This is a genomic window from Thetidibacter halocola (genome assembly GCF_018224955.1).
In the GTDB taxonomy this organism is placed as follows: Bacteria; Pseudomonadota; Alphaproteobacteria; order Rhodobacterales; family Rhodobacteraceae; genus Thetidibacter; species Thetidibacter halocola.
In genome coordinates, this window is the sequence record NZ_JAGTUU010000006.1 from 277724 (window position 1) to 295621 (window position 17898).

Below are 17898 nucleotides of genomic sequence, written 5' to 3' on the forward strand. Positions count from 1 at the left end.
GCTCAGGAGCCCGTCTGCTCCAGCAGGGCGCGGATGACCGGTTCCTTGTGCGACTTCTTCTGCAAGGTCAGCAGCAACTCGGCGAGGTCCTGTTCATCGACCCGCTTGGCCGCAGCCTTGGGCGAGAACCACTTGCGCTTGCGTTCGCCGCGTTCCTTCCAGTCGCGCATCAGCGTCTCGACAATCATCGGGTAGACGCGCACGACGCAGGGCACGATGCGCCCGTCATCCATGATCTTGGGATAGCGATAGGTTCCGATCGCCTCGTGCGCGATGTGGCCCTTGGCCCCGGCCTCTTCCAGCGCCTCGATCTCGGCCGCGCGCCAGGGTTTCTTGCCGTCCATCTCCCAGCCCTTGGGCATGACCCAGCGGCCGGTGTCGCGGGACGTCACCATCAGGACCTTGACCTGGCCCTTGTCGTCCCAGCGCATCGGCAACGCGGCGATCTGTTCCCCGAGTTCGGGCATGCGGCTCCTCTGGCGTGGGGTTTGGACGGCGGACCGCCCCGGATAAAGAGTAAGGCCGCACCGTTTTCGGGTGCGGCCTTGGAATGCTGGCGGACCGAGGAGGATTCGAACCCCCGACCCCTTGATTCGTAGTCAAGTACTCTATCCAGCTGAGCTATCGGTCCGTGGAGCGTGGATGTAGCCGCAGCCGCAAGACGATGCAAGGGCAAATCCGGGATTTTTCCGCGCCTCTCCGATCATCCGGCATCGCCCATCGGCAGGCGGATCTCGAACACCGTGCCCTCGCCGTCGCTGGACAGCAGACGCAGGGTGCCGCCATGTCCGCGCACCAGTTCCGCCACGATGGCAAGGCCAAGACCCGCACCGCCCTTGCGGCTGCCACCCTGAAACGGCTGGAACAGGTGCTCGCGCGCCTTGGGCGGCAGGCCTGGCCCGGTATCGGACACGGTGATGACCCAGGCGCTGTCCTCGGCCCGGGCCGACAGGCAGATCTCGCCCGGCTTGCCGGTGGCGACGATGGCCTGCCGCGCATTACGCACGAGATTCGACAGGATGCGGTAGATCTGTTCTGGATCGCCGCGCATCACCAGGTTGGCGGGCACGTCCTCGGACAGGCTGACCTCGGCCTCGCCGATGGCCAGGCGCTCCGCCTCGAGCACCTCGTTGGCCAGGTTGGCCAGGTTGAACAGGGTCAGAACCGGCGAGGGTTCCTCGGCCTTGCCGAAGGCGAGCGTCGACTCGCAAAGGCTGACCGCGCGCGTGATGGAGTTCACCAGTTTCGGCGCGAGGCGCTGCACCGCCGGGTCCTCGGACATCTCGATCCGGTCGGTGAACAGCTGCGCGCTGGTCAGGATGTTGCGCAGGTCATGGCTGACCCGGGCCACCGCGCCGCCCAGCTGCGCCAGACGCTCCTTTTGCCGCAGCGACTGGGTCAGTTGGGTCTGCAAGGCCTGCAACGCCTCCTCGGCCTCGCGCAGCTCGCGCACCGAGGCCGAAGGCTTGATGACGCGGCGCGCGTCCTCGGGGGCCAGCGCATAGGCCTGCATGTGGCCGACGACGCCCTTGATCGGCTTGACCAGCAGCACCCGAACCGCGAGGAACAGCAGGAAGGCCGTGACGACCGAGATCACCGCCGACAGGACAAGAATACGCAGGCCATAGTCGATCATCGCCGCGCGCAGCGGCAGGCTTTCCATCGTGACCTCGATCAGCTCTCCGGCCTCGCGGGATGGCGCGCCGATCACGCGGATGATCCGGTTCTGGGAGTCGGCCAAGCGCACCAGCGCATCGCGGATCAGGATGAAGGCCGACGGGTCGCGCAGATCGAACGTGTCCGCGATCTCGGAGGGCATGGGCGAGGACAGCACCAGTTCCCGCACGTTGTCTCGCCGCAACACGACGTTGAACACCTCGGCATTGGCCAGCAGTTCGGCCTCGAGTTCCGGCGCGATCATGTCGTCGGCCAGCAGCGCCAGCGAGGCGATCTGCGCCCGTTCCAGCCGGTCCAGCAGGTAATCCTCTCGGAAACGGGCCACGGACGGGACGAAGATCAGCACTTCGGCCAGCATGACGAAGATCGTCGTCAGGATAAGAAATCGGCCGGAGAGGGAATTCAGCATCGTCTCCTGTCAGGGCAACCAGCGCTGGACCAGACGCACCACCTTTTTCACAGTGTCGTTTTCAAACAATCTGGGAGAGAAATAGGCGCCGGCGACTCGTTTGTTAAGTTCCCCGATGGTCGGATAGGGCGAAACCATGCTCGAAACCTGCGACATTTTCAGCCGGTTGGCGATAACCAGCGACCACAGGCTCGCCAGTTCGCCGGCTTGGTGGCTGACGATGGACACGCCCACGGGACAACCCTTGACCACCAGCAGCTTGATTCGACCGCGCGTCTCGCGCTCGGCTATGGCGCGGTCGTTGTGGTGCTGGTCAAAGCGCACGATCTCGACCGCCGAGCCATGTTTCTTGCGGGCCTCATCCTCTGTCAGGCCGATCTGCGCCAGTTCCGGCTGGGTGTAGGTGGCGCGGGGGATATGGTCGGTCTGCGCCTTGGCGGGCAGGCCGAACAGCGCGTTCCGCACGACGATCCCGGCGTGATACCCCGCAACATGGGTGAATTGCAGCCCGCCCGCCACGTCGCCGATGGCGTAGACGCGGCGGTTGGCGGTGCGCAGGCCCGCATCGACCTTTATCCCGGTCTTCGAGGTGCGGATGCCCGCCTTGTCCAGGTCCAGCCGGTCGAGATTGGCCTTGCGCCCCACCGCGACCAGCAGATGCGAGCCGGCAAACACACGCCCGTCCTGCGTCTCGACCTCGATGGCGCCTGCCTTGCCGCGCACGACCTTGGCGGGCGCCTCTTCGACGATCTCGATCCCCTCGCCGCGCAGCGCCTCCAGCACCATCGCGGCCATTTCCGGGTCGTCCCGGCCCAGCGCCCTTGCGCCTTCGATCACCGTCACCTTGCAGCCCAGCCGGCGATGCGCCTGCGCCATCTCCATGCCGATGGGGCCGCCGCCGATGACAAGCAGGTGGTCGGGCCGCTCACGCAGATCCCAGAGGGTTTCGTTGGTGAGATATGGCACCGTGTCGAGCCCCGGGATCGGCGGCACCAGCGGCGACGAACCGGTGGCGATCACGATGCGCCGGGCCTTGATGCGATATTCGCCTGCCTCAACCGTCTCGCGGTTGATGAAACGGCCGAAATCGCGGATGACCCGCACGCCCAGCCCCTCGAACCGCTCCTGGCTGTCGACCGGGGCGATGGTCTCGATCACCTGCGCGACATGGTCCTTGGCGGCGGCATAGTCGATAGCCGGCGTGGCGTCGGCCACGCCAAAGGGCGCGGCATGACCCATCGCCCAGGCCTGTTTCGCGCTCGCGATCAGCGCCTTGGACGGCACGCAGCCATAGTTCAGGCAGTCGCCGCCCATCTTGTGCCCTTCGAGCAGCACGACAGATGCGCCCATCTGTACGGCACCCGCCGCCACCGACAGCCCGCCAGAGCCCGCGCCGATCACCAGCAGGTCAGTCTGGATCGTCTCCATCTCAGACCCCCTTCCGGCCGCGGACGGCCTTCAGCACGATGGGCAGGGCCGACAGCGCGCACAGCCCGAGGATGGGCCCTAGCACATGCGGCTCGAACAGGATGCCGAGGTCGGGCGTCTCGCCCCGCTCGAACACCGCGCCCAGGCCCGCGCCGACCGAGGTATAGACCACCGCGCCGGGGATGATCCCGAGGAAGGTCGTCACCGCAAAGCGCCACAACGGCACGCCGACAAAGGCGGGGACGAGGTTGGCGACGAAGAAGGGCACCGCCGGGACCAGCCGGATCAGGAACAGCATCGACCACTGGTTTTCGTCGATCCCGTCCTTGATACGCTTCACCATGCCGTCCGAGGCCTCCATCCGCGCGGCAAGGCGTTCGCCCAGCCCCCAGCGCGCGGCGAGAAAGATCGCCACGGCGCCGATCGTGGCGCCGGTGATGTTGTAGAGCGCGCCGGGGAAGGTCGCGAACAGGAACCCGCCGGTCAGCGTCGCCACGGTCGCGCCGGGCAGCGAGAAGGCGACGATGGCGACGTAGGCCAGGATGAAGGCCGCCACCGTGCCCGCGTAGTTGGCATCCCGGAAGGCCAGCAGCGCCTCGCGATTCTCGCGCAGCGCTTCGAAGGACAGGACGTCCCGCAAGGTCAGCGCGCCTGCCACCGCCACCACGGCAATCACCGCCAGCGGCAAGAGACGCGTGCGCGCCGATTTCGGGGTTTCCGTCATGTCGCTCATCATCCTGCGTCCGCCTTTGCTTGTGCTTTGACCTGATGTGGCGCGCAAGGGCAGGAGGCGACAGGGGGCGTCACGGGCGCTTGATCGGTGCCCGCGTCATCGCCCAAGGAAACCGCGACTCTGTAACATTTGCCCCCCGGGACGCGGCGAAAATGTTGCAGAATCCCCTGCTCAAGCGTTTGACATGGGTCTGGACCGCCCCTATAGACCGGGCTTCGAACGACACTGTCGGGGCGAATCCGCTGTCCCGCCATGGAATGGAGTAGCCGCGATGAAACGCACCTATCAGCCGTCGAACCTGGTTCGCAAGCGCCGCCACGGGTTCCGTGCGCGCATGGCGACCAAGGGTGGCCGCAAGGTTCTGAACGCCCGCCGCGCCCGTGGCCGCAAGAGCCTGAGCGCCTGATCCGTGCCGCTTCGCTGATGGCGGAGCGCTTGGAACACGCCGAAAAAGCCGCCCCGGAGACTCCGGAGGCGGCCTTTTCTGTCATGCGCCTGTCCATGCTGACGAAACGCGCCGATTTCCTGCGTGCCGCAAAGGCCCGCCGCGCGCCCGCACCCGCCTTCCTGCTTCAGGCGCGCCAGCGGGCCGAGGGCGAGGCCGAAGGGATTCGCGTGGGCTTCACCTGCTCGAAGAAGGTCGGCAACGCCGTGGCGCGGAACCGCGCCAAGCGCCGCCTGCGCGAGGTCGCGCGGCTGGTCCTGCCAGAGGCGGGGCATGACGGCTGGGATTATGTCCTGATCGGCCGCGCGGGCGACACTGCCAGCCGCGACTTTGCCGCGATGCAGGACGACCTGCGCCGTGCCCTGCGGAAGATCCACCAATGACCCCGCTCGCCCATATCGTGGCGCTGCCCGTACGGGCTTATCGCCTGATCTTCTCGCCCTGGGTCGGACATGGCTGCCGCTATCATCCGACCTGTTCGGCCTATGCCCTGGAGGCGCTGGAACGGCACGGCGCCATCAAGGGCACCTGGCTTGCCGCCCGCCGCATCGCCCGCTGCCATCCCTGGGGCGGGTCGGGCATCGACAACGTTCCCGATTGAGCCTATCTGCGTGGCCATGCTGGACGACGCCGACGACATCCACCCGCTTTTTTACGGGGCGCCCAAGACGACGGAGTTCAAGAAGCTCCGCAAACGCATCGTGCAGAACGTGCGCGAGGCGGTGGACCAGTATGGCATGATCGAACCCGGCGCGCGCTGGCTGGTCTGCCTGTCGGGCGGCAAGGACAGCTACACGCTTCTGGCGATCCTGCACGAGCTGAAATGGCGCGGTTTGCTGCCCGTCGACCTGCTGGCCTGCAATCTCGACCAGGGTCAGCCGGGCTTTCCGGCCACAGTCCTGCCCGCCTTCCTGGAAAAGATGGGTGTGCCGCATCGGATCGAATACCAGGACACCTATTCCATCGTCACTGAAAAGGTCCCCGCCGGCCGCACCTATTGTGCGCTGTGCTCGCGGCTGCGGCGTGGGAACCTGTATCGCATTGCCCGCGAAGAGGGCTGTTCGGCGGTGGTGCTGGGTCACCACCGCGACGATATCCTCGAAACCTTTTTCATGAACCTGTTTCACGGCGGTCGCGTGGCCACCATGCCGCCCAAGCTGGTGAACGAAGAGGGCGATCTGTTCCTGTATCGCCCCCTCGCCCATGTGGCCGAGGCCGATTGCGAGAAATTCGCCAAGGCGATGAACTATCCCATCATTCCCTGCGACCTGTGCGGATCGCAGGACGGGTTGCAGCGCCAACAGGTCAAGCAGATCCTCGACGGCTGGGAACGCAACAGCCCCGGCCGCCGCCAGGTGATGTTCCGCGCCCTGACCAACATCCGCCCCTCGCACATGCTGGACCCCAAGCTGTTCGATTTCGCCGGCCTTTCACTGCGACCCGAAACAGAGGATTGAGCGGAAATAGACCGGCGGCGTTAATGTCCGAGTTACCGGTTTGTTCTAGCGTCCGTTCCACGACGGATGAAAGGACACCGCGATGAAAGCCTCGCTCACGGGCAGATTCGGCGATCTTCGGGATGGCTTGCGCGCCATGATCCGGGGGCCGCAGGCCTTGGCCTTTCTGCCGGCCATTGCGCTGGCGGCCTTCTGGTTGGGGGGCGAGGCGGTGCTGGCCGCGGTCTCTCTCGGTCTGCCACTGGTCTACATGCTGTTTGCCCGCGACCTGATGGTGCCCACGGCGGCGAGCCTCGCCCAGGCGCCCGGCGAACTCACCACCTCCATCGGCGCCGCCGAAATGGCGCAGCGGGCGCTCGACGACGCGGCAGAGGCCAAGCTTGCCACCGCCTGCATCATGATCGAGATCCTCGGCCTGGACGAGGTGGGCAAGCATCACGGCGACGAGGCGGCCGACAGCCTGCGCGACCTGACTCTGGCGCGGCTGCGCAACACCTTGCGGCGCGACGACATCGCCGCGCGAATCTCCGACTCGCGCTTCGTGATCGTGCTGGGGCCGTCGCTGCGGCTGGATCTCGAGGCGCTGCTGCAACTGTCGGCACGGCTGCAGACCGCAGTCGAGGAACCCGTCACGATCGAGACCGTGTCGCGCTATCTCTCGGCCAATATCGGGTTCTGCAACTCGTCCCGCCTGCGCCCTGGCGCGAGCGGCGAAAAGATGGTCGAGGCGGCGCGCATCGCGCTGGCCGAGGCCTCGCTGCACGGTCCCTCAGCCATCCGCGCCTGGTCGGAAAACATGCATGCCGCGCATGACGCCCACAAGATGCTGCTGGCCGAGGTCAAGCGCGCGTTGAACAATGGCCAGATCCAGCCCTGGTTCCAGCCGCAGGTCTGCACCTCGACCGGCGCGATCAGCGGCGTCGAGGCGCTGGCGCGCTGGATCCATCCCGAACGCGGGTTGGTCTCGCCCGCGCAATTCCTGCGCAGCCTCGAAGAGGCCGGCCAGATGAGCCGCCTGGGCGAGGTGATCCTGCAACATAGCCTGACCGCGCTGCGCAGCTGGGACCACGCCGGCCTCGAGGTTCCGCGCGTCAGCGTCAACTTCTCGTCCTCCGAATTGCAGGACCCGCACCTGGTCGAGCGCATCCGCTGGGAACTCGACCGCTTCGGCCTCAGCGCCTGCCGCCTGGGCGTCGAGGTTCTGGAAACCGTGATCGCGAAATCGCCGGACGGCATCGTAGCCCGCAACATCGAGGAACTGGGCAAGCTGGGTTGCCATATCGACCTCGACGATTTCGGCACCGGCCATTCCTCGATCACCTCGCTGCGCCGCTTTCCCGTCAACCGGATCAAGATCGACCGCAGCTTTGTCACCCGCATCGACCGGGACGAGGATCAACGTCGCATGATGGCCGCCGTGCTGGGAATGGCCGATCGCCTGGGCCTCGGGACGCTGGCCGAAGGGGTGGAAACGGTCGGCGAGCATGCCTTGCTGGCACAACTCGGCTGCGATCATGTCCAGGGCTTCGGCATCGCACGCCCGATGCCCGCGGACCAGATGGTCGACTGGGCGCGCAGCCACGCCGAGAAGATCGCCGACGCGCAACGCCTCGGTCGCAGCGCCGGCTGACCTGCTACTCGGCCACTCCGACTCCCGCGACGCGATGCCTCGGCCATCGGCGACGCCCGTTCCACGCTCTGCATGAGCCGCGTCCACGCCCGGCGGTGACGCGTCGGTTCCCCTCCGGACAAGCGCCACGACACCCGATTCCGGACAAACCGTGCCTTGCTGCGGCTCCAGCGGCAGATGTGAACGGGAATCCGCTTGACCTTTGAGGCGTGGGGCGGTTGAACCCTGCCGGAGTCGACGAAGGGAAATGGCGGTCCAATGGACGATCAGAACAAGAACCTGCTCCTCGCAACGGCGCTCAGCTTCGCCGTCATCCTGACGTGGTTCGTGCTGTTCCCGCCACCGGAACCCCCGGTGGATCAGCCCGTAGCAGCAACCGAACAGACAGCCCCCGCCCCATCGGTCGCCAACGCACCCAGCGCCGCGCCCGGCACGACGCCCGCGGTCGAACAGGCTGCGCAGGAAACCGCGAATGCGCCGCGCCTTCCCATCGACACGGCCCGGATCACGGGCACGATCTCCTTGAGGGGCGGCCGGATCGACGATCTGCGGCTCAAGGACTACCGGGTTTCGATCGAACCGGACGCCGACATCGTGCAGGTCCTGAACCCCGTCGGAGCGACGTCCCCTTATTACGCCCTTTATGGCTGGGCCCCAGGCGCCGGCCTCGCGGTCGAGGACGTGCCGGGCGCCAATACCGACTGGACGCTGGAAACCGGCACGACGCTGACCACCGAGGCGCCGGTGACCCTGCGCTGGGACAGCCCTTCGGGGCTGGTGTTCCGCCGCACCGTGGCGATCGACGAGGATTTCATGTTTACCGTCACCCAGACGGTCGAGAACCCCGGCGAAGGCACCGTCTCGCTGGCGCCCTACGGCATCATCGCCCGCCATGGCGAGCCCGCGAACCTGAAGAACTTCTTCATCCTGCACGAGGGCGTCATCGGCATGGCAGATGGCATTCTCGCTCAGCACAAGTATGACGACATGACCGATTTCGACGTCGTGCCCGCCGAAGGCGCGCGGGCCGAGGTCACGCAGGTCACCGAAAACGGCTGGATCGGCTTCACCGACCATTACTGGATGACCACGCTGATCCCCCAGTCCGGCAGCCCGTTCAAGCAGACCGCGAAATACGACGAGGCACGCAACATCTACCAGACCGAGGCCGTCCTGCCGACGATGCAGGTCGCGCCCGGCCAGACGCAGACCGTCACGACACAGCTTTTTGCCGGGGCCAAGGAGTGGGAGACGATCCGCGCCTACCAGAAGAACGGCATCGACCGGTTCCTGGACGCGATCGACTGGGGCTGGTTCTTCTTCCTGACCAAGCCGATCTTCGCCGTGTTGCATTATTTGAACCAGTGGATCGGCAACATGGGCGTCGCGATCATCCTGCTGACCCTACTGATCAAGGCAGTCCTCTTCCCGCTGGCCTACAAGTCCTACGTCTCTATGGCGAAGATGAAGGAACTGCAGCCCGAAATGGAAAAAATCAAGGAGCGCACCGGCGACGATCGTCAGAAGCTCCAGCAAGAGATGATGGCTCTGTACAAGAAGGAAAAGGTCAACCCGGCCTCGGGCTGTCTGCCGATCCTGCTCCAGATCCCGATCTTCTTCAGCCTGTACAAGGTGATCTTCGTCACGCTGGAACTGCGGCAGGCCGACTTCTTTGGCCCGTTCCGCGACCTCAGCGCTCCGGACCCGACCTCGCTCCTGAACCTGTTCGGCCTGCTGCCCTTCAACGGGCCAGAGCCGGGCTCCATCATGGCGCTGGTCTTCATCGGCATCCTGCCGCTGCTGCTGGGCATCTCGATGTGGCTTCAGCAAAAGCTGAACCCGGCGCCCACCGACCCGACGCAGCAGATGATCTTTGCCTGGATGCCGTGGGTGTTCATGTTCATGTTGGGCGGCTTTGCCAGCGGCCTGGTGGTCTACTGGATCGCAAACAACACGATCACCTTCACCCAGCAATACATCATCATGCGCAGCCATGGTCACAAGCCGGACGTGTTCGGTAACATCAAGAAAAGTATTGCCCGCAAGAAGGCCGGGGCCTCGGCGAACCAGGATGCCAAGCCCAAGGATGGCAAGCCCAGGGACGCCAAGCCAAAGAGCGGAAAATGACCGGCCGGCTGACGGCGATATGGCGTCACCCGATCAAGAGCCACGGACGCGAGTCCGTGGCTTCTGCCCTTCTTGAGGCCGGGTCCGCCCTGCCTTGGGACCGGGTCTGGGCGGTCGCCCATGCCGAATCGGATGCTGATGGCCGCGCCTGGGCGCCCTGCACGCAGTTCTCGCGCGGGTCCAAGGCGCCCGGCCTCGCGGCGATCGAGGCGCGGCTGGACGCGGAAACCGGGCGCGTCACACTGACCCATCCCGAGCGTGAACCGCTGGAATTCGATCCCGATACCGAAGGTGACCGGCTGATTGACTGGGCCGGCAGCTTTGTCCCCGAGAACCGCGCGCCCTCGGCGCGGGTGGTGCGGGCGCAGGGCCCGGCCTTTACCGACAGCGATTTCGCCTCGGTCACGCTGTGCAACCATGCCTCGCACCGCGCCGTGGAACAGAAGGCCGGCGTGCCCCTGTCGATCCACCGCTGGCGCGGCAACCTCTGGATCGACGGCCTCGCCCCCTGGGAAGAGTTCGACTGGATCGACCGCGACATCCGGATCGGCGGCGCGGTCCTGCGGGTGCGCGAACGCACCGACCGCTGCCTTGCCACGCAGAACAACCCCGAAACCGGCCGCCGCGACGTGCCGGTCCTGGCCGTTCTCGACACCTGGGACCACCGGGATTTCTCGGTCCGGGCCGAGGTGATCGAAGGCGGCCCCATCGCAATCGGAGACGAGGTGCGCCGCGCATGAACACCCTGCCCTTTCCCATCACCGAGACCCCAGACGAAGCCATCGCCGAGGCCGCACGCAAGCTGTTTGTCGGCGAGGTCGAGTTCCTCAAGGGCGTCGTCGCCATGGACGGGCTGCCGCCCGATGACCGGGTCGAGGTCTGCTTTGCGGGGCGGTCGAACGTCGGCAAGTCGAGCCTGATCAACGCGCTGACGGGCCGCAAGGGGCTGGCGCGCGCGTCTAACACGCCGGGCCGCACGCAGGAGATCAACTATTTTACGCTGGCCGACAGCCATTTCCTGGTGGACCTGCCGGGTTATGGCTTTGCCAACGCGCCGCTGGCCAAGGTGAAGGAATGGCAGGCGCTGCTGAAGCAATACCTGGCCGGGCGCGTCGGCCTGCGTCGGGCCTTCGTGCTGATCGACTTCCGCCACGGGGTCAAGGCGGTGGACGAAGAGATCATGTCGCTGCTCGACGGCTCTGCCGTGACCTTTCAGTGCGTCCTGACAAAGGCGGACAAGGTCAAGGCCGCCGACCGCGACCGCGTGCTGGCCCAGGTGCGCGAGAAGCTGGCCAAGCACCCCGCCGCCTTCCCCGAGATCGTGACCACCAGCAGCGAGACGGGTGACGGCATTCCGACGCTGCGCGCCATCATTGCAGGTCTGGCATAACCGCGCCGGCCGGGGCAGACTGCCCGAGGCCACTGAAGGAATGACGATGAGAAAGCAGAAAATGGACAGAGACTGGATCGCCACCGCCCGGACCCTCTCCGAGGCGTTGCCCTATCTGCAACGCTATACCGGCGCCATCGTCGTGGTGAAATTCGGCGGCAACGCCATGGGCGACGAGGACGCGATGGCCGAATTCGCCCGCGACATCGTGCTGATGCGGCAGGTCGGCGTGAACCCGGTCGTGGTGCATGGCGGCGGGCCGATGATCAACGACCTGCTCAAGCGTCTTGGCATCCAGTCGGAATTCGTGCGCGGCAAGCGTGTGACCGACAAGGCCACGGTCGAGGTGGTCGAGATGGTGCTGACCGGTCTCGTGAACAAGCGCATCGTGCAGGCGATCATGGATGAGGGCGGCCGCGCCGTGGGCCTGTCGGGCAAGGACGACGACATGATGGTGTGCGAGCCCGACGACCCGGAACTGGGCTTTGTCGGCAAGCCGGTCGAGATGAACGTGCAGGTGCTGCGCGACCTGTTCAAGGCGGGCATCATCCCGGTCGTGGCGCCTGTCGCGACGGGCATGAACGCCAACGAGACGTTCAACGTGAACGGCGACACCGCCGCCGGCGCCATTGCCGGCGCGCTGAAGGCCGACCGCCTGCTGCTGCTGACCGACGTGGCGGGTGTCAAGAATGCCGAAGGCGAGGTCGTCACCGAACTGACCCCCGAGGATGTGCGCCAGATGACCGCCGACGGCGTGATTGCGGGCGGCATGATCCCCAAGACCGAAACCGCGCTGAAGGCGATCGAGCAGGGCGTGCGCGCCGTGGTCATTGTGGATGGGCGCGTGCCGAATGCCTGCCTGCTGGAATTGTTCACCGAACATGGCTCGGGCTCGATGATCCGCTCGCCGAACCGCCCGCCGCGGGGATGACCCTCGCGCCGCTGTCGCGTGAGGCCGCCGCCTGCGCACTGTCCGTGCGGGGCGCCTTCCACCCCACAGCGGAGGACGGCGCGCCTGACGGCACGGGCACCCTGATCCTGCTTGGCCCGGACGAGCCGGATTTCTGGCCGGTGTTCGCAGCCTCGCCGGAATACGGCGATGGCGCGCCGGATCCGCTCGACCGGTGGTCGAAACGGGTCATCGGAATTCTGGCCGCGCGATGGGGCGGGATGGCGGTCTTTCCCTCGGATGGACCGCCCTGGCCGCCCTTCATCGGATGGGCGTTACGTTCTGGCCGCGCGTGGGTTGCGCCCGTGGGCCTGCTGGTGCACGAGGCGGCGGGCCTGTTCGCCAGCTATCGCGGCGCCGTGGTGCTGCCCGACAGGCTGGACCTGCCCGCCGCCCCCGCCATGCCCTGCGATACCTGCGCAGCCAAGCCCTGCGAAACCGCCTGCCCTGTCGGGGCGATGGCACCCGGGCAGGCCTATGACGTCGCGACGTGCAAGGCGCATGTGACCTCGGAAGCCGGGCGGGAGTGCCGCCAGGGCTGCCTCGTTCGGCGCGCCTGCCCGGTATCCCGCGCGTTCGGACGGCTGCCGGAACAATCCGCTTTCCACATGCGCGCCTTTCTCGGAGACTAGGCCATGCCCACGCTGATCCTGATGCGCCACGCCAAGTCGGACTGGAGCTTTGCCGAGCCGGATCACGAGCGTCCGCTGAACGCCCGCGGGATCGCGAATGCGCGCGCGATGGGCGACTGGCTGCGCGCACAGGGGCTGGCGCCCGACATGGCGCAGGTGTCGACCGCGCGGCGCACGCGTGAAACCTTTGGCCTGCTGGGGCTGGACACGGCGGCACAGTTCTTGCCAACGCTCTATCACGCAGAACCGGAGATCATGCTGGATTGCCTGCGCGAGGCCGATGGAGAGACCGTGCTGATGGTCGGACACAATCCAGGCATCACCGAATTCGCACACATGCTGCTGGCCGAACCGCCAGCGCATGAGCGCTGGGACGCCCTGCCGACCTGCGCCACGCTGGTCGCGGCCTTTGACACCCCGTGGAACGAAACAACGCCCGGCACGGGCCGGGCGCTGCATTTCGTCGTGCCGAAAGAGCTTTAACGCGGGCGGCTGCCCCCCGCGCGCCGCCGCCCTCAGTGACCGAGGATCTGGCTCAGGAACAGCTTGGTCCGCTCGTTCTGCGGGTTGTTGAAGAATTCCTTGGGCTCGTTCTGTTCGACGATCTGGCCCTGGTCCATGAAGATCACACGGTTCGCAACCGCCTGGGCAAAGCCCATCTCGTGCGTCACGCAGAGCATGGTCATACCCTCTTCGGCCAGTTCGACCATCGTATCCAGCACTTCCTTGATCATCTCGGGGTCGAGCGCCGAGGTCGGTTCGTCGAACAGCATGATCCGGGGCCGCATGCAGAGCGAGCGCGCGATGGCCACCCGCTGCTGCTGGCCGCCGGACAACTGGCCGGGATACTTGTTGGCCTGTTCCGGGATCTTGACCTTGGTCAGAAAGTGCATCGCCGTTTCTTCGGCTTCGCGCTTGGGGACCTTGCGGACCCAGATCGGTGCCAGTGTGCAATTTTCCAGGATGGTCAGGTGCGGGAACAGGTTGAAGTGCTGGAACACCATCCCGACCTCGGAGCGGATCTTGTCGATGTTCTTGATGTCCGAGGACAGCACCGTCCCGTCCACCTCGATCCGCCCCTTCTGGTGCTCTTCCAGCGCGTTGATGCAGCGGATCAGCGTCGATTTCCCAGAGCCGGACGGCCCGGCGATGACGATCCGCTCTCCGCGATTGACCGTAAGGTCGATGTCACGCAGGACGTGGAAGGTGCCATACCACTTGTTCATCTTCTCGATGGTGATGGCTATCTCGTTCGAGACTTTCATTGCGGCTTCGGCCATTGTGGCGACTCCTGATTCTTGCGCTATCGCTTCGCTGCTCAGCGCGTTTATCGGTGATCCGTGGCAAGCTGACGCTCGAGCCACTGGGAATATTGCGAGATTCCGTAGCAGACCGGGAAAAACAGCAGGATCGCGAAACCCCACAGCTCCCAGTAGACGCCGTTCCATTCGGTCGAGGCAAGGATCGGCCCGCGGATCATGCCCACCAGGTCGAACATCGAGATGACCGAGACCAGCGTCGTGTCCTTGAACAGGCCCACGGCCACGTTCACGATGCCGGGGATCGAGATCTTGAGCGCCTGCGGCATGATGATCAGCCGCATGGCCTGCGCATAGTCGAGGCCAAGGCTGTCGGCCGCCTCGTACTGGCCCTTGGGCAGTGCTGCGAGGCCACCACGGATCACCTCGGCGATATAGGCCGAGCTGAACATCGTGATCATGATGATGACCCGCAGGATCAGGTCAAAGTTGGTGCCCGGCGGCAGGAAGTAGGCCAGCACCACGTTCGCCACGAAGAGCAAAGTGATGAGCGGCACGCCGCGGATGAACTCGATGAAGACGACGCAGATCCACTTGATGATCGGCATGTTGCTCTGCCGGCCCAGCGCCAGCAGGATGCCCAGCGGCAGCGACAGCGACACGCAGACTGTGCCAAGGATGAAGTTCAGCATGAACCCACCCATGTCGCGTGACGGCACCGGCTCCAGCGCGATCAGGTTCGGCGTGGTGCCGGCAATGAGGCCACCGACATACCAGACGATGGCCGCCGTCACCACGGCAGCACCAAGCGCCGAGGCAAAGCCCGATGCCTTTTCCACCCGCGGAAAGACCGTCGCGGCCGCGACGAAGCCCAGCAGCGCAAAGAGCGGCGTCAGCACGGTGCCCCCCCAGATCAGCCAGAAGGCGATGAACGGGTAGAGCGCGGTGAACAGCAGCAGCTTGCGCGGCAGGAACATCGCGAACAACATCGGCGCCGCCGCAAAGGCCAGCAGGACAAAAGCCAGGATCGGCCGCCAGTACTGGTCGTTGGGATAGGTAAAGCCGAACAGAAGCTGATTCCAGCGTTCGGTCAGGACCGAGAAACACGCCCCGGTCGTGCCTTGCAGGATTTCGCGGCATTCCGCCAGCGAGCTTGTCGCCCACATGCCGTTGGCGAACCACGGCCAGGCGCCGACCACGATCTTGATGATCAGGTAAAGCGCCACAATCGTCAGGATCGAGTTCAGCACATCCGGGAACAGGTTGGCACGGACCCACTTGATGATCCCGGTTTCCGACGCAGGCGGCGGCTGCTCTGGCAGCATCGTGTCCCGGACAAAGGCGAGGGAGGCTTTTTCCGTCATCTCAGCGCTCCTTCAGCTTCACGGCGTTGTTGTAGGCGTTCATGATTGCCGAGATCGCAAGGCTGATGGTCAGGTAGAAGAGCATCAGCAGCAGAACGCATTCGATCGCCCGCCCGGTCTGGTTCAGCGTGATGCCGCCCAGCGTGCCGGTCAGATCCATGTAGCCCACGGCAATCGCCAGCGAGCTGTTCTTGGTCAGGTTCAGGTATTGCGAGATCAGCGGCGGGATGATGACCCGCAGCGCCTGCGGCAGGATCACCAGGTTCATGATCCGGTTCGGGCGCAGGCCAAGGCTGGCCGCCGCCTCTGTCTGCCCCTTGGAGATTGCGAGAATGCCGGCGCGGACGTTTTCCGCGATGAAGGCCGCCGTATAGATCGACAGCGCGAACCACAGCGCGATCAGGGAGTTCCGGGCAAAGATCCCGCCCTGGAAGTTGAAGCCAGCCAGCGCCGGGATTTCCCAGTGCAGGCCTTGCGCCAAAAGGACAATCAGAAGCGGCACGAACCAGATGCCCAGCGTCAGGTACCAGGTGGTGGGTCTGACGCCGGTCGCTTCCTGCGTCTTGCTGGCCCAGGCCGACAGCTTGCGTGAGCCGAAGAAGCTGGCGATCAGAACGCCGATGACAACCAGCCAACCGGCGCCACCAGCCGCCCATTCGGCGGTGAAATAGGGTCGCGGCAGGTAGAAACCCCGCCCGGTGAACGCGAACAGCCCGCCCAGCATCGACGCGGTCGCGTCGTCGCCCCGGAAATCGCGCGGTTGTGGCAGCACGGCGATGAAGATCGCCATGATGACCAGGATCCAGATCAGCACCGGCACGTTGCGGAAGATCTCGACGTAAAGCGACATGATCTTGCGAACCAGCCAGTTCTTGGACAGGCGCAAGACGCCGACGAAGACGCCGATGACCGTTGCCGTGATGCAGCCCAGGAAGGCGACCAGCAGCGTGTTCAGCACACCCACCATGGCGGCACGCCAATGGGTCGACTGGCTGTCATACTCGATGAGGCGTTGGTTGATGTCGTAGCCTGCCGGGCTTCCGAGAAAGCCGTAGGAGATGTTCAGACCGGCTGCCCGAAGGTTCTGGACCAGGTTCCAACCCAGGTAGGACATGAGCGCGATCACGCAGAGCAGCGCGATGAACTGGAACGTGTAGGAGCGATAGCGCGTGTCGTTGATCAGTTTTGAAAACTGGAACGATTGCGACGGCGGGTCGCTGAGGGTCGTCATGGCGAGTATCCCTGTTTCGTCCGCGTCTTGGCCGCCTGGCGGTTCGCCCGCTCTTTCGACGGATGCGGAATTCTCGTTATGTCTGGTAGAAAAAGGGGCGCGGAATGCCCGCGCCCCTCTCCGTCGTCAGGTCAGCGGAACGGCGGGCTGTAGAGCAAGCCGCCATCGGTCCACTGCGCGTTCAGTCCGCGTGCCAGACCGATCGGAGTGCTCTCGCCGATGTTCTTCTCGAACAGTTCGCCGTAGTTGCCGCCGGCCTTGATGGCGCGCATCGCCCACTGGTTGTCGAGACCGACCATCGGGCCAAGATCCCCTTCGGTGCCAAGCAGGCGGTTGATCTCCGGGTTGTCGGTGCCGGCTGCCAGCTCGTCGACGTTGGCCGAGGTGACGCCGTATTCTTCGGCGGCAATCAGGGCATTCAGCGTCCACATGACGATGTCACCCCAGTCGTTGTCTCCGTGGCGGACCAGCGGACCCAGCGGCTCTTTCGAGATGATTTCCGGCAGGATGATGTGGTCTGCCGGGGTCTCGAAAGCGGCGCGGGTCGCGGCCAGGCCGGATGCGTCGGTGGTGTAGACGTCACAGGCGCCTTCCAGGTACAGCGGCTGCGCTTCGGCGTTGGTCTCGATCGGAACCGGCTCGTAGCTGATGTTGTTGGCGCGGAAGAAGTCCGCGAGGTTCAACTCGGTCGTTGTGCCGGTCTGGATGCAGACGGTCGCGCCATCGAGTTCCTTGGCCGAGGACACGCCCAGTGCCTTCGGAACCATGAAGCCCTGGCCGTCATAGTAGTTGACGCCCACGAAGTCGAACTTCAGGTCGGTGTCGCGCGAGAAGGTCCAGGTCGTGTTGCGAGCCAGCACATCGATCTCGCCCGAGGCGAGCGCGGTGAAGCGCGTCTTGCCGGTGGTCGGCACGAATTCGACGGCGGTCGGGTCGCCCAGAACGGCGGCAGCGATGGCACGGCACACACCCACGTCGAAACCGTCCCACTGGCCGTTTGCGTCGGGAGCGGCAAAGCCGACCAGACCGGTCGTCACGCCACAGTTCAGCTTGCCCCGGGCCTTCACATCGTCAAGTGTCGCGGCGCCCGCAGCGGCGGCCGCGAGGCCGGCGACAGTCAGTGCGCCGAGAAACACGGATTTTTTCATGTTTACCTCTTCCTGTTAT

General features: G+C 65.4%; 19 protein-coding genes and 1 tRNA gene. 11 read left to right on the forward strand and 9 right to left on the reverse strand.

The window, feature by feature from the left end; all coding sequences use genetic code 11:
- Window positions 1-2: 2 nt before the first annotated feature.
- The 5 genes from KB874_RS16100 to KB874_RS16120 all read right to left on the reverse strand — a co-directional run bounded on the left by KB874_RS16100 (window position 3) and on the right by KB874_RS16120 (window position 4247).
- Window positions 3-467 carry an NUDIX hydrolase gene (locus KB874_RS16100; protein ID WP_212537575.1) on the reverse strand — a complete coding sequence of 155 codons (465 nt, stop codon included), beginning with the start codon at window positions 465-467 and terminating at the stop codon, window positions 3-5.
- A gap of 87 nt (window positions 468-554) precedes the next feature.
- A tRNA-Arg gene (locus tag KB874_RS16105) sits at window positions 555-631 on the reverse strand.
- A gap of 72 nt (window positions 632-703) precedes the next feature.
- Window positions 704-2086 carry a sensor histidine kinase gene (locus KB874_RS16110; protein ID WP_212537576.1) on the reverse strand — a complete coding sequence of 461 codons (1383 nt, stop codon included), beginning with the start codon at window positions 2084-2086 and terminating at the stop codon, window positions 704-706.
- A 9-nt stretch (window positions 2087-2095) separates the two neighbouring features.
- Window positions 2096-3514 carry a dihydrolipoyl dehydrogenase family protein gene (locus KB874_RS16115; protein WP_212537577.1) on the reverse strand — a complete coding sequence of 473 codons (1419 nt, stop codon included), beginning with the start codon at window positions 3512-3514 and terminating at the stop codon, window positions 2096-2098.
- A gap of 1 nt (window position 3515) precedes the next feature.
- On the reverse strand, window positions 3516-4247 hold the full coding sequence (locus KB874_RS16120; protein WP_212537578.1) for a TVP38/TMEM64 family protein: 732 nt from the start codon (window positions 4245-4247) through the stop codon (window positions 3516-3518).
- 271 nt (window positions 4248-4518) lie between these two features.
- On the opposite strand from KB874_RS16120, the gene rpmH reads away from it, so the two are divergent.
- The 11 genes from rpmH (at window position 4519) to KB874_RS16175 (ending at window position 13360) form a co-directional block, all read left to right on the forward strand.
- A complete protein-coding gene (gene rpmH / locus KB874_RS16125) occupies window positions 4519-4653 on the forward strand; it encodes a 50S ribosomal protein L34 (protein WP_212537579.1) in 135 nt (44 codons plus the stop codon).
- 17 nt (window positions 4654-4670) lie between these two features.
- The gene (rnpA, locus tag KB874_RS16130; protein ID WP_212537580.1) at window positions 4671-5075 is read left to right on the forward strand and encodes a ribonuclease P protein component; all 405 of its coding nucleotides are present in this window, start codon (window positions 4671-4673) and stop codon (window positions 5073-5075) included.
- Window positions 5072-5293 carry a membrane protein insertion efficiency factor YidD gene (yidD, locus tag KB874_RS16135; protein WP_212537581.1) on the forward strand — a complete coding sequence of 74 codons (222 nt, stop codon included), beginning with the start codon at window positions 5072-5074 and terminating at the stop codon, window positions 5291-5293. The genes rnpA and yidD overlap by 4 nt, the downstream gene beginning before the upstream one ends.
- 16 nt (window positions 5294-5309) lie before the next feature.
- Window positions 5310-6149: a tRNA 2-thiocytidine(32) synthetase TtcA gene (gene ttcA, locus KB874_RS16140; protein ID WP_212537582.1), complete on the forward strand. Its 840-nt coding sequence runs from the start codon at window positions 5310-5312 to the stop codon at window positions 6147-6149.
- Between the two features lie 82 nt (window positions 6150-6231).
- Entirely contained in the window at window positions 6232-7779 is a 1548-nt protein-coding gene (locus KB874_RS16145; protein WP_249200548.1) for a putative bifunctional diguanylate cyclase/phosphodiesterase, read from the forward strand.
- Between the two features lie 258 nt (window positions 7780-8037).
- A complete protein-coding gene (gene yidC / locus KB874_RS16150) occupies window positions 8038-9906 on the forward strand; it encodes a membrane protein insertase YidC (RefSeq protein WP_212537583.1) in 1869 nt (622 codons plus the stop codon).
- The gene (locus KB874_RS16155) at window positions 9903-10646 is read left to right on the forward strand and encodes an MOSC domain-containing protein (RefSeq protein WP_212537584.1); all 744 of its coding nucleotides are present in this window, start codon (window positions 9903-9905) and stop codon (window positions 10644-10646) included. The genes yidC and KB874_RS16155 overlap by 4 nt, the downstream gene beginning before the upstream one ends.
- The gene (yihA, locus tag KB874_RS16160; protein WP_212537585.1) at window positions 10643-11296 is read left to right on the forward strand and encodes a ribosome biogenesis GTP-binding protein YihA/YsxC; all 654 of its coding nucleotides are present in this window, start codon (window positions 10643-10645) and stop codon (window positions 11294-11296) included. The genes KB874_RS16155 and yihA overlap by 4 nt, the downstream gene beginning before the upstream one ends.
- A 46-nt stretch (window positions 11297-11342) precedes the next feature.
- Entirely contained in the window at window positions 11343-12227 is an 885-nt protein-coding gene (gene argB / locus KB874_RS16165; RefSeq protein ID WP_212537586.1) for an acetylglutamate kinase, read from the forward strand.
- Window positions 12224-12877, forward strand: coding sequence for a ferredoxin (locus tag KB874_RS16170; protein WP_212537587.1), 654 nt, complete (start codon window positions 12224-12226; stop codon window positions 12875-12877). Before argB ends, KB874_RS16170 begins: the two co-directional genes overlap by 4 nt.
- 3 nt (window positions 12878-12880) lie before the next feature.
- A complete protein-coding gene (locus KB874_RS16175) occupies window positions 12881-13360 on the forward strand; it encodes a SixA phosphatase family protein (RefSeq protein ID WP_212537588.1) in 480 nt (159 codons plus the stop codon).
- 32 nt (window positions 13361-13392) lie between these two features.
- Here the strand turns inward: KB874_RS16175 and KB874_RS16180 are convergent, their stop codons facing one another.
- The 4 genes from KB874_RS16180 to KB874_RS16195 all read right to left on the reverse strand — a co-directional run bounded on the left by KB874_RS16180 (window position 13393) and on the right by KB874_RS16195 (window position 17879).
- Window positions 13393-14157 carry an amino acid ABC transporter ATP-binding protein gene (locus tag KB874_RS16180; protein WP_283054829.1) on the reverse strand — a complete coding sequence of 255 codons (765 nt, stop codon included), beginning with the start codon at window positions 14155-14157 and terminating at the stop codon, window positions 13393-13395.
- Window positions 14158-14204: 47 nt separating this feature from the next.
- Window positions 14205-15500, reverse strand: coding sequence for an amino acid ABC transporter permease (locus tag KB874_RS16185; RefSeq protein ID WP_212537589.1), 1296 nt, complete (start codon window positions 15498-15500; stop codon window positions 14205-14207).
- Window position 15501: 1 nt separating this feature from the next.
- Entirely contained in the window at window positions 15502-16731 is a 1230-nt protein-coding gene (locus KB874_RS16190; protein WP_212537590.1) for an amino acid ABC transporter permease, read from the reverse strand.
- A gap of 131 nt (window positions 16732-16862) precedes the next feature.
- Complete coding sequence (locus KB874_RS16195) at window positions 16863-17879, reverse strand: amino acid ABC transporter substrate-binding protein (RefSeq protein ID WP_212537591.1); 1017 nt, start codon at window positions 17877-17879, stop codon at window positions 16863-16865.
- Window positions 17880-17898 lie beyond the last annotated feature (19 nt).

What these genes read in the sequence shown, in the direction of transcription:
- KB874_RS16100 (WP_212537575.1), bottom strand. Translation starts at nt 467, where the DNA reads ATGCCCGAACTCGGGGAACAGATCGCCGCGTTGCCGATGCGCTGGGAC.
- KB874_RS16110 (WP_212537576.1), bottom strand. Translation starts at nt 2,086, where the DNA reads ATGCTGAATTCCCTCTCCGGCCGATTTCTTATCCTGACGACGATCTTC.
- KB874_RS16115 (WP_212537577.1), bottom strand. Translation starts at nt 3,514, where the DNA reads ATGGAGACGATCCAGACTGACCTGCTGGTGATCGGCGCGGGCTCTGGC.
- KB874_RS16120 (WP_212537578.1), bottom strand. Translation starts at nt 4,247, where the DNA reads ATGAGCGACATGACGGAAACCCCGAAATCGGCGCGCACGCGTCTCTTG.
- rpmH (WP_212537579.1), top strand. Translation starts at nt 4,519, where the DNA reads ATGAAACGCACCTATCAGCCGTCGAACCTGGTTCGCAAGCGCCGCCAC.
- rnpA (WP_212537580.1), top strand. Translation starts at nt 4,671, where the DNA reads ATGGCGGAGCGCTTGGAACACGCCGAAAAAGCCGCCCCGGAGACTCCG.
- yidD (WP_212537581.1), top strand. Translation starts at nt 5,072, where the DNA reads ATGACCCCGCTCGCCCATATCGTGGCGCTGCCCGTACGGGCTTATCGC.
- ttcA (WP_212537582.1), top strand. Translation starts at nt 5,310, where the DNA reads ATGCTGGACGACGCCGACGACATCCACCCGCTTTTTTACGGGGCGCCC.
- KB874_RS16145 (WP_249200548.1), top strand. Translation starts at nt 6,232, where the DNA reads ATGAAAGCCTCGCTCACGGGCAGATTCGGCGATCTTCGGGATGGCTTG.
- yidC (WP_212537583.1), top strand. Translation starts at nt 8,038, where the DNA reads ATGGACGATCAGAACAAGAACCTGCTCCTCGCAACGGCGCTCAGCTTC.
- KB874_RS16155 (WP_212537584.1), top strand. Translation starts at nt 9,903, where the DNA reads ATGACCGGCCGGCTGACGGCGATATGGCGTCACCCGATCAAGAGCCAC.
- yihA (WP_212537585.1), top strand. Translation starts at nt 10,643, where the DNA reads ATGAACACCCTGCCCTTTCCCATCACCGAGACCCCAGACGAAGCCATC.
- argB (WP_212537586.1), top strand. Translation starts at nt 11,343, where the DNA reads ATGAGAAAGCAGAAAATGGACAGAGACTGGATCGCCACCGCCCGGACC.
- KB874_RS16170 (WP_212537587.1), top strand. Translation starts at nt 12,224, where the DNA reads ATGACCCTCGCGCCGCTGTCGCGTGAGGCCGCCGCCTGCGCACTGTCC.
- KB874_RS16175 (WP_212537588.1), top strand. Translation starts at nt 12,881, where the DNA reads ATGCCCACGCTGATCCTGATGCGCCACGCCAAGTCGGACTGGAGCTTT.
- KB874_RS16180 (WP_283054829.1), bottom strand. Translation starts at nt 14,157, where the DNA reads ATGGCCGAAGCCGCAATGAAAGTCTCGAACGAGATAGCCATCACCATC.
- KB874_RS16185 (WP_212537589.1), bottom strand. Translation starts at nt 15,500, where the DNA reads ATGACGGAAAAAGCCTCCCTCGCCTTTGTCCGGGACACGATGCTGCCA.
- KB874_RS16190 (WP_212537590.1), bottom strand. Translation starts at nt 16,731, where the DNA reads ATGACGACCCTCAGCGACCCGCCGTCGCAATCGTTCCAGTTTTCAAAA.
- KB874_RS16195 (WP_212537591.1), bottom strand. Translation starts at nt 17,879, where the DNA reads ATGAAAAAATCCGTGTTTCTCGGCGCACTGACTGTCGCCGGCCTCGCG.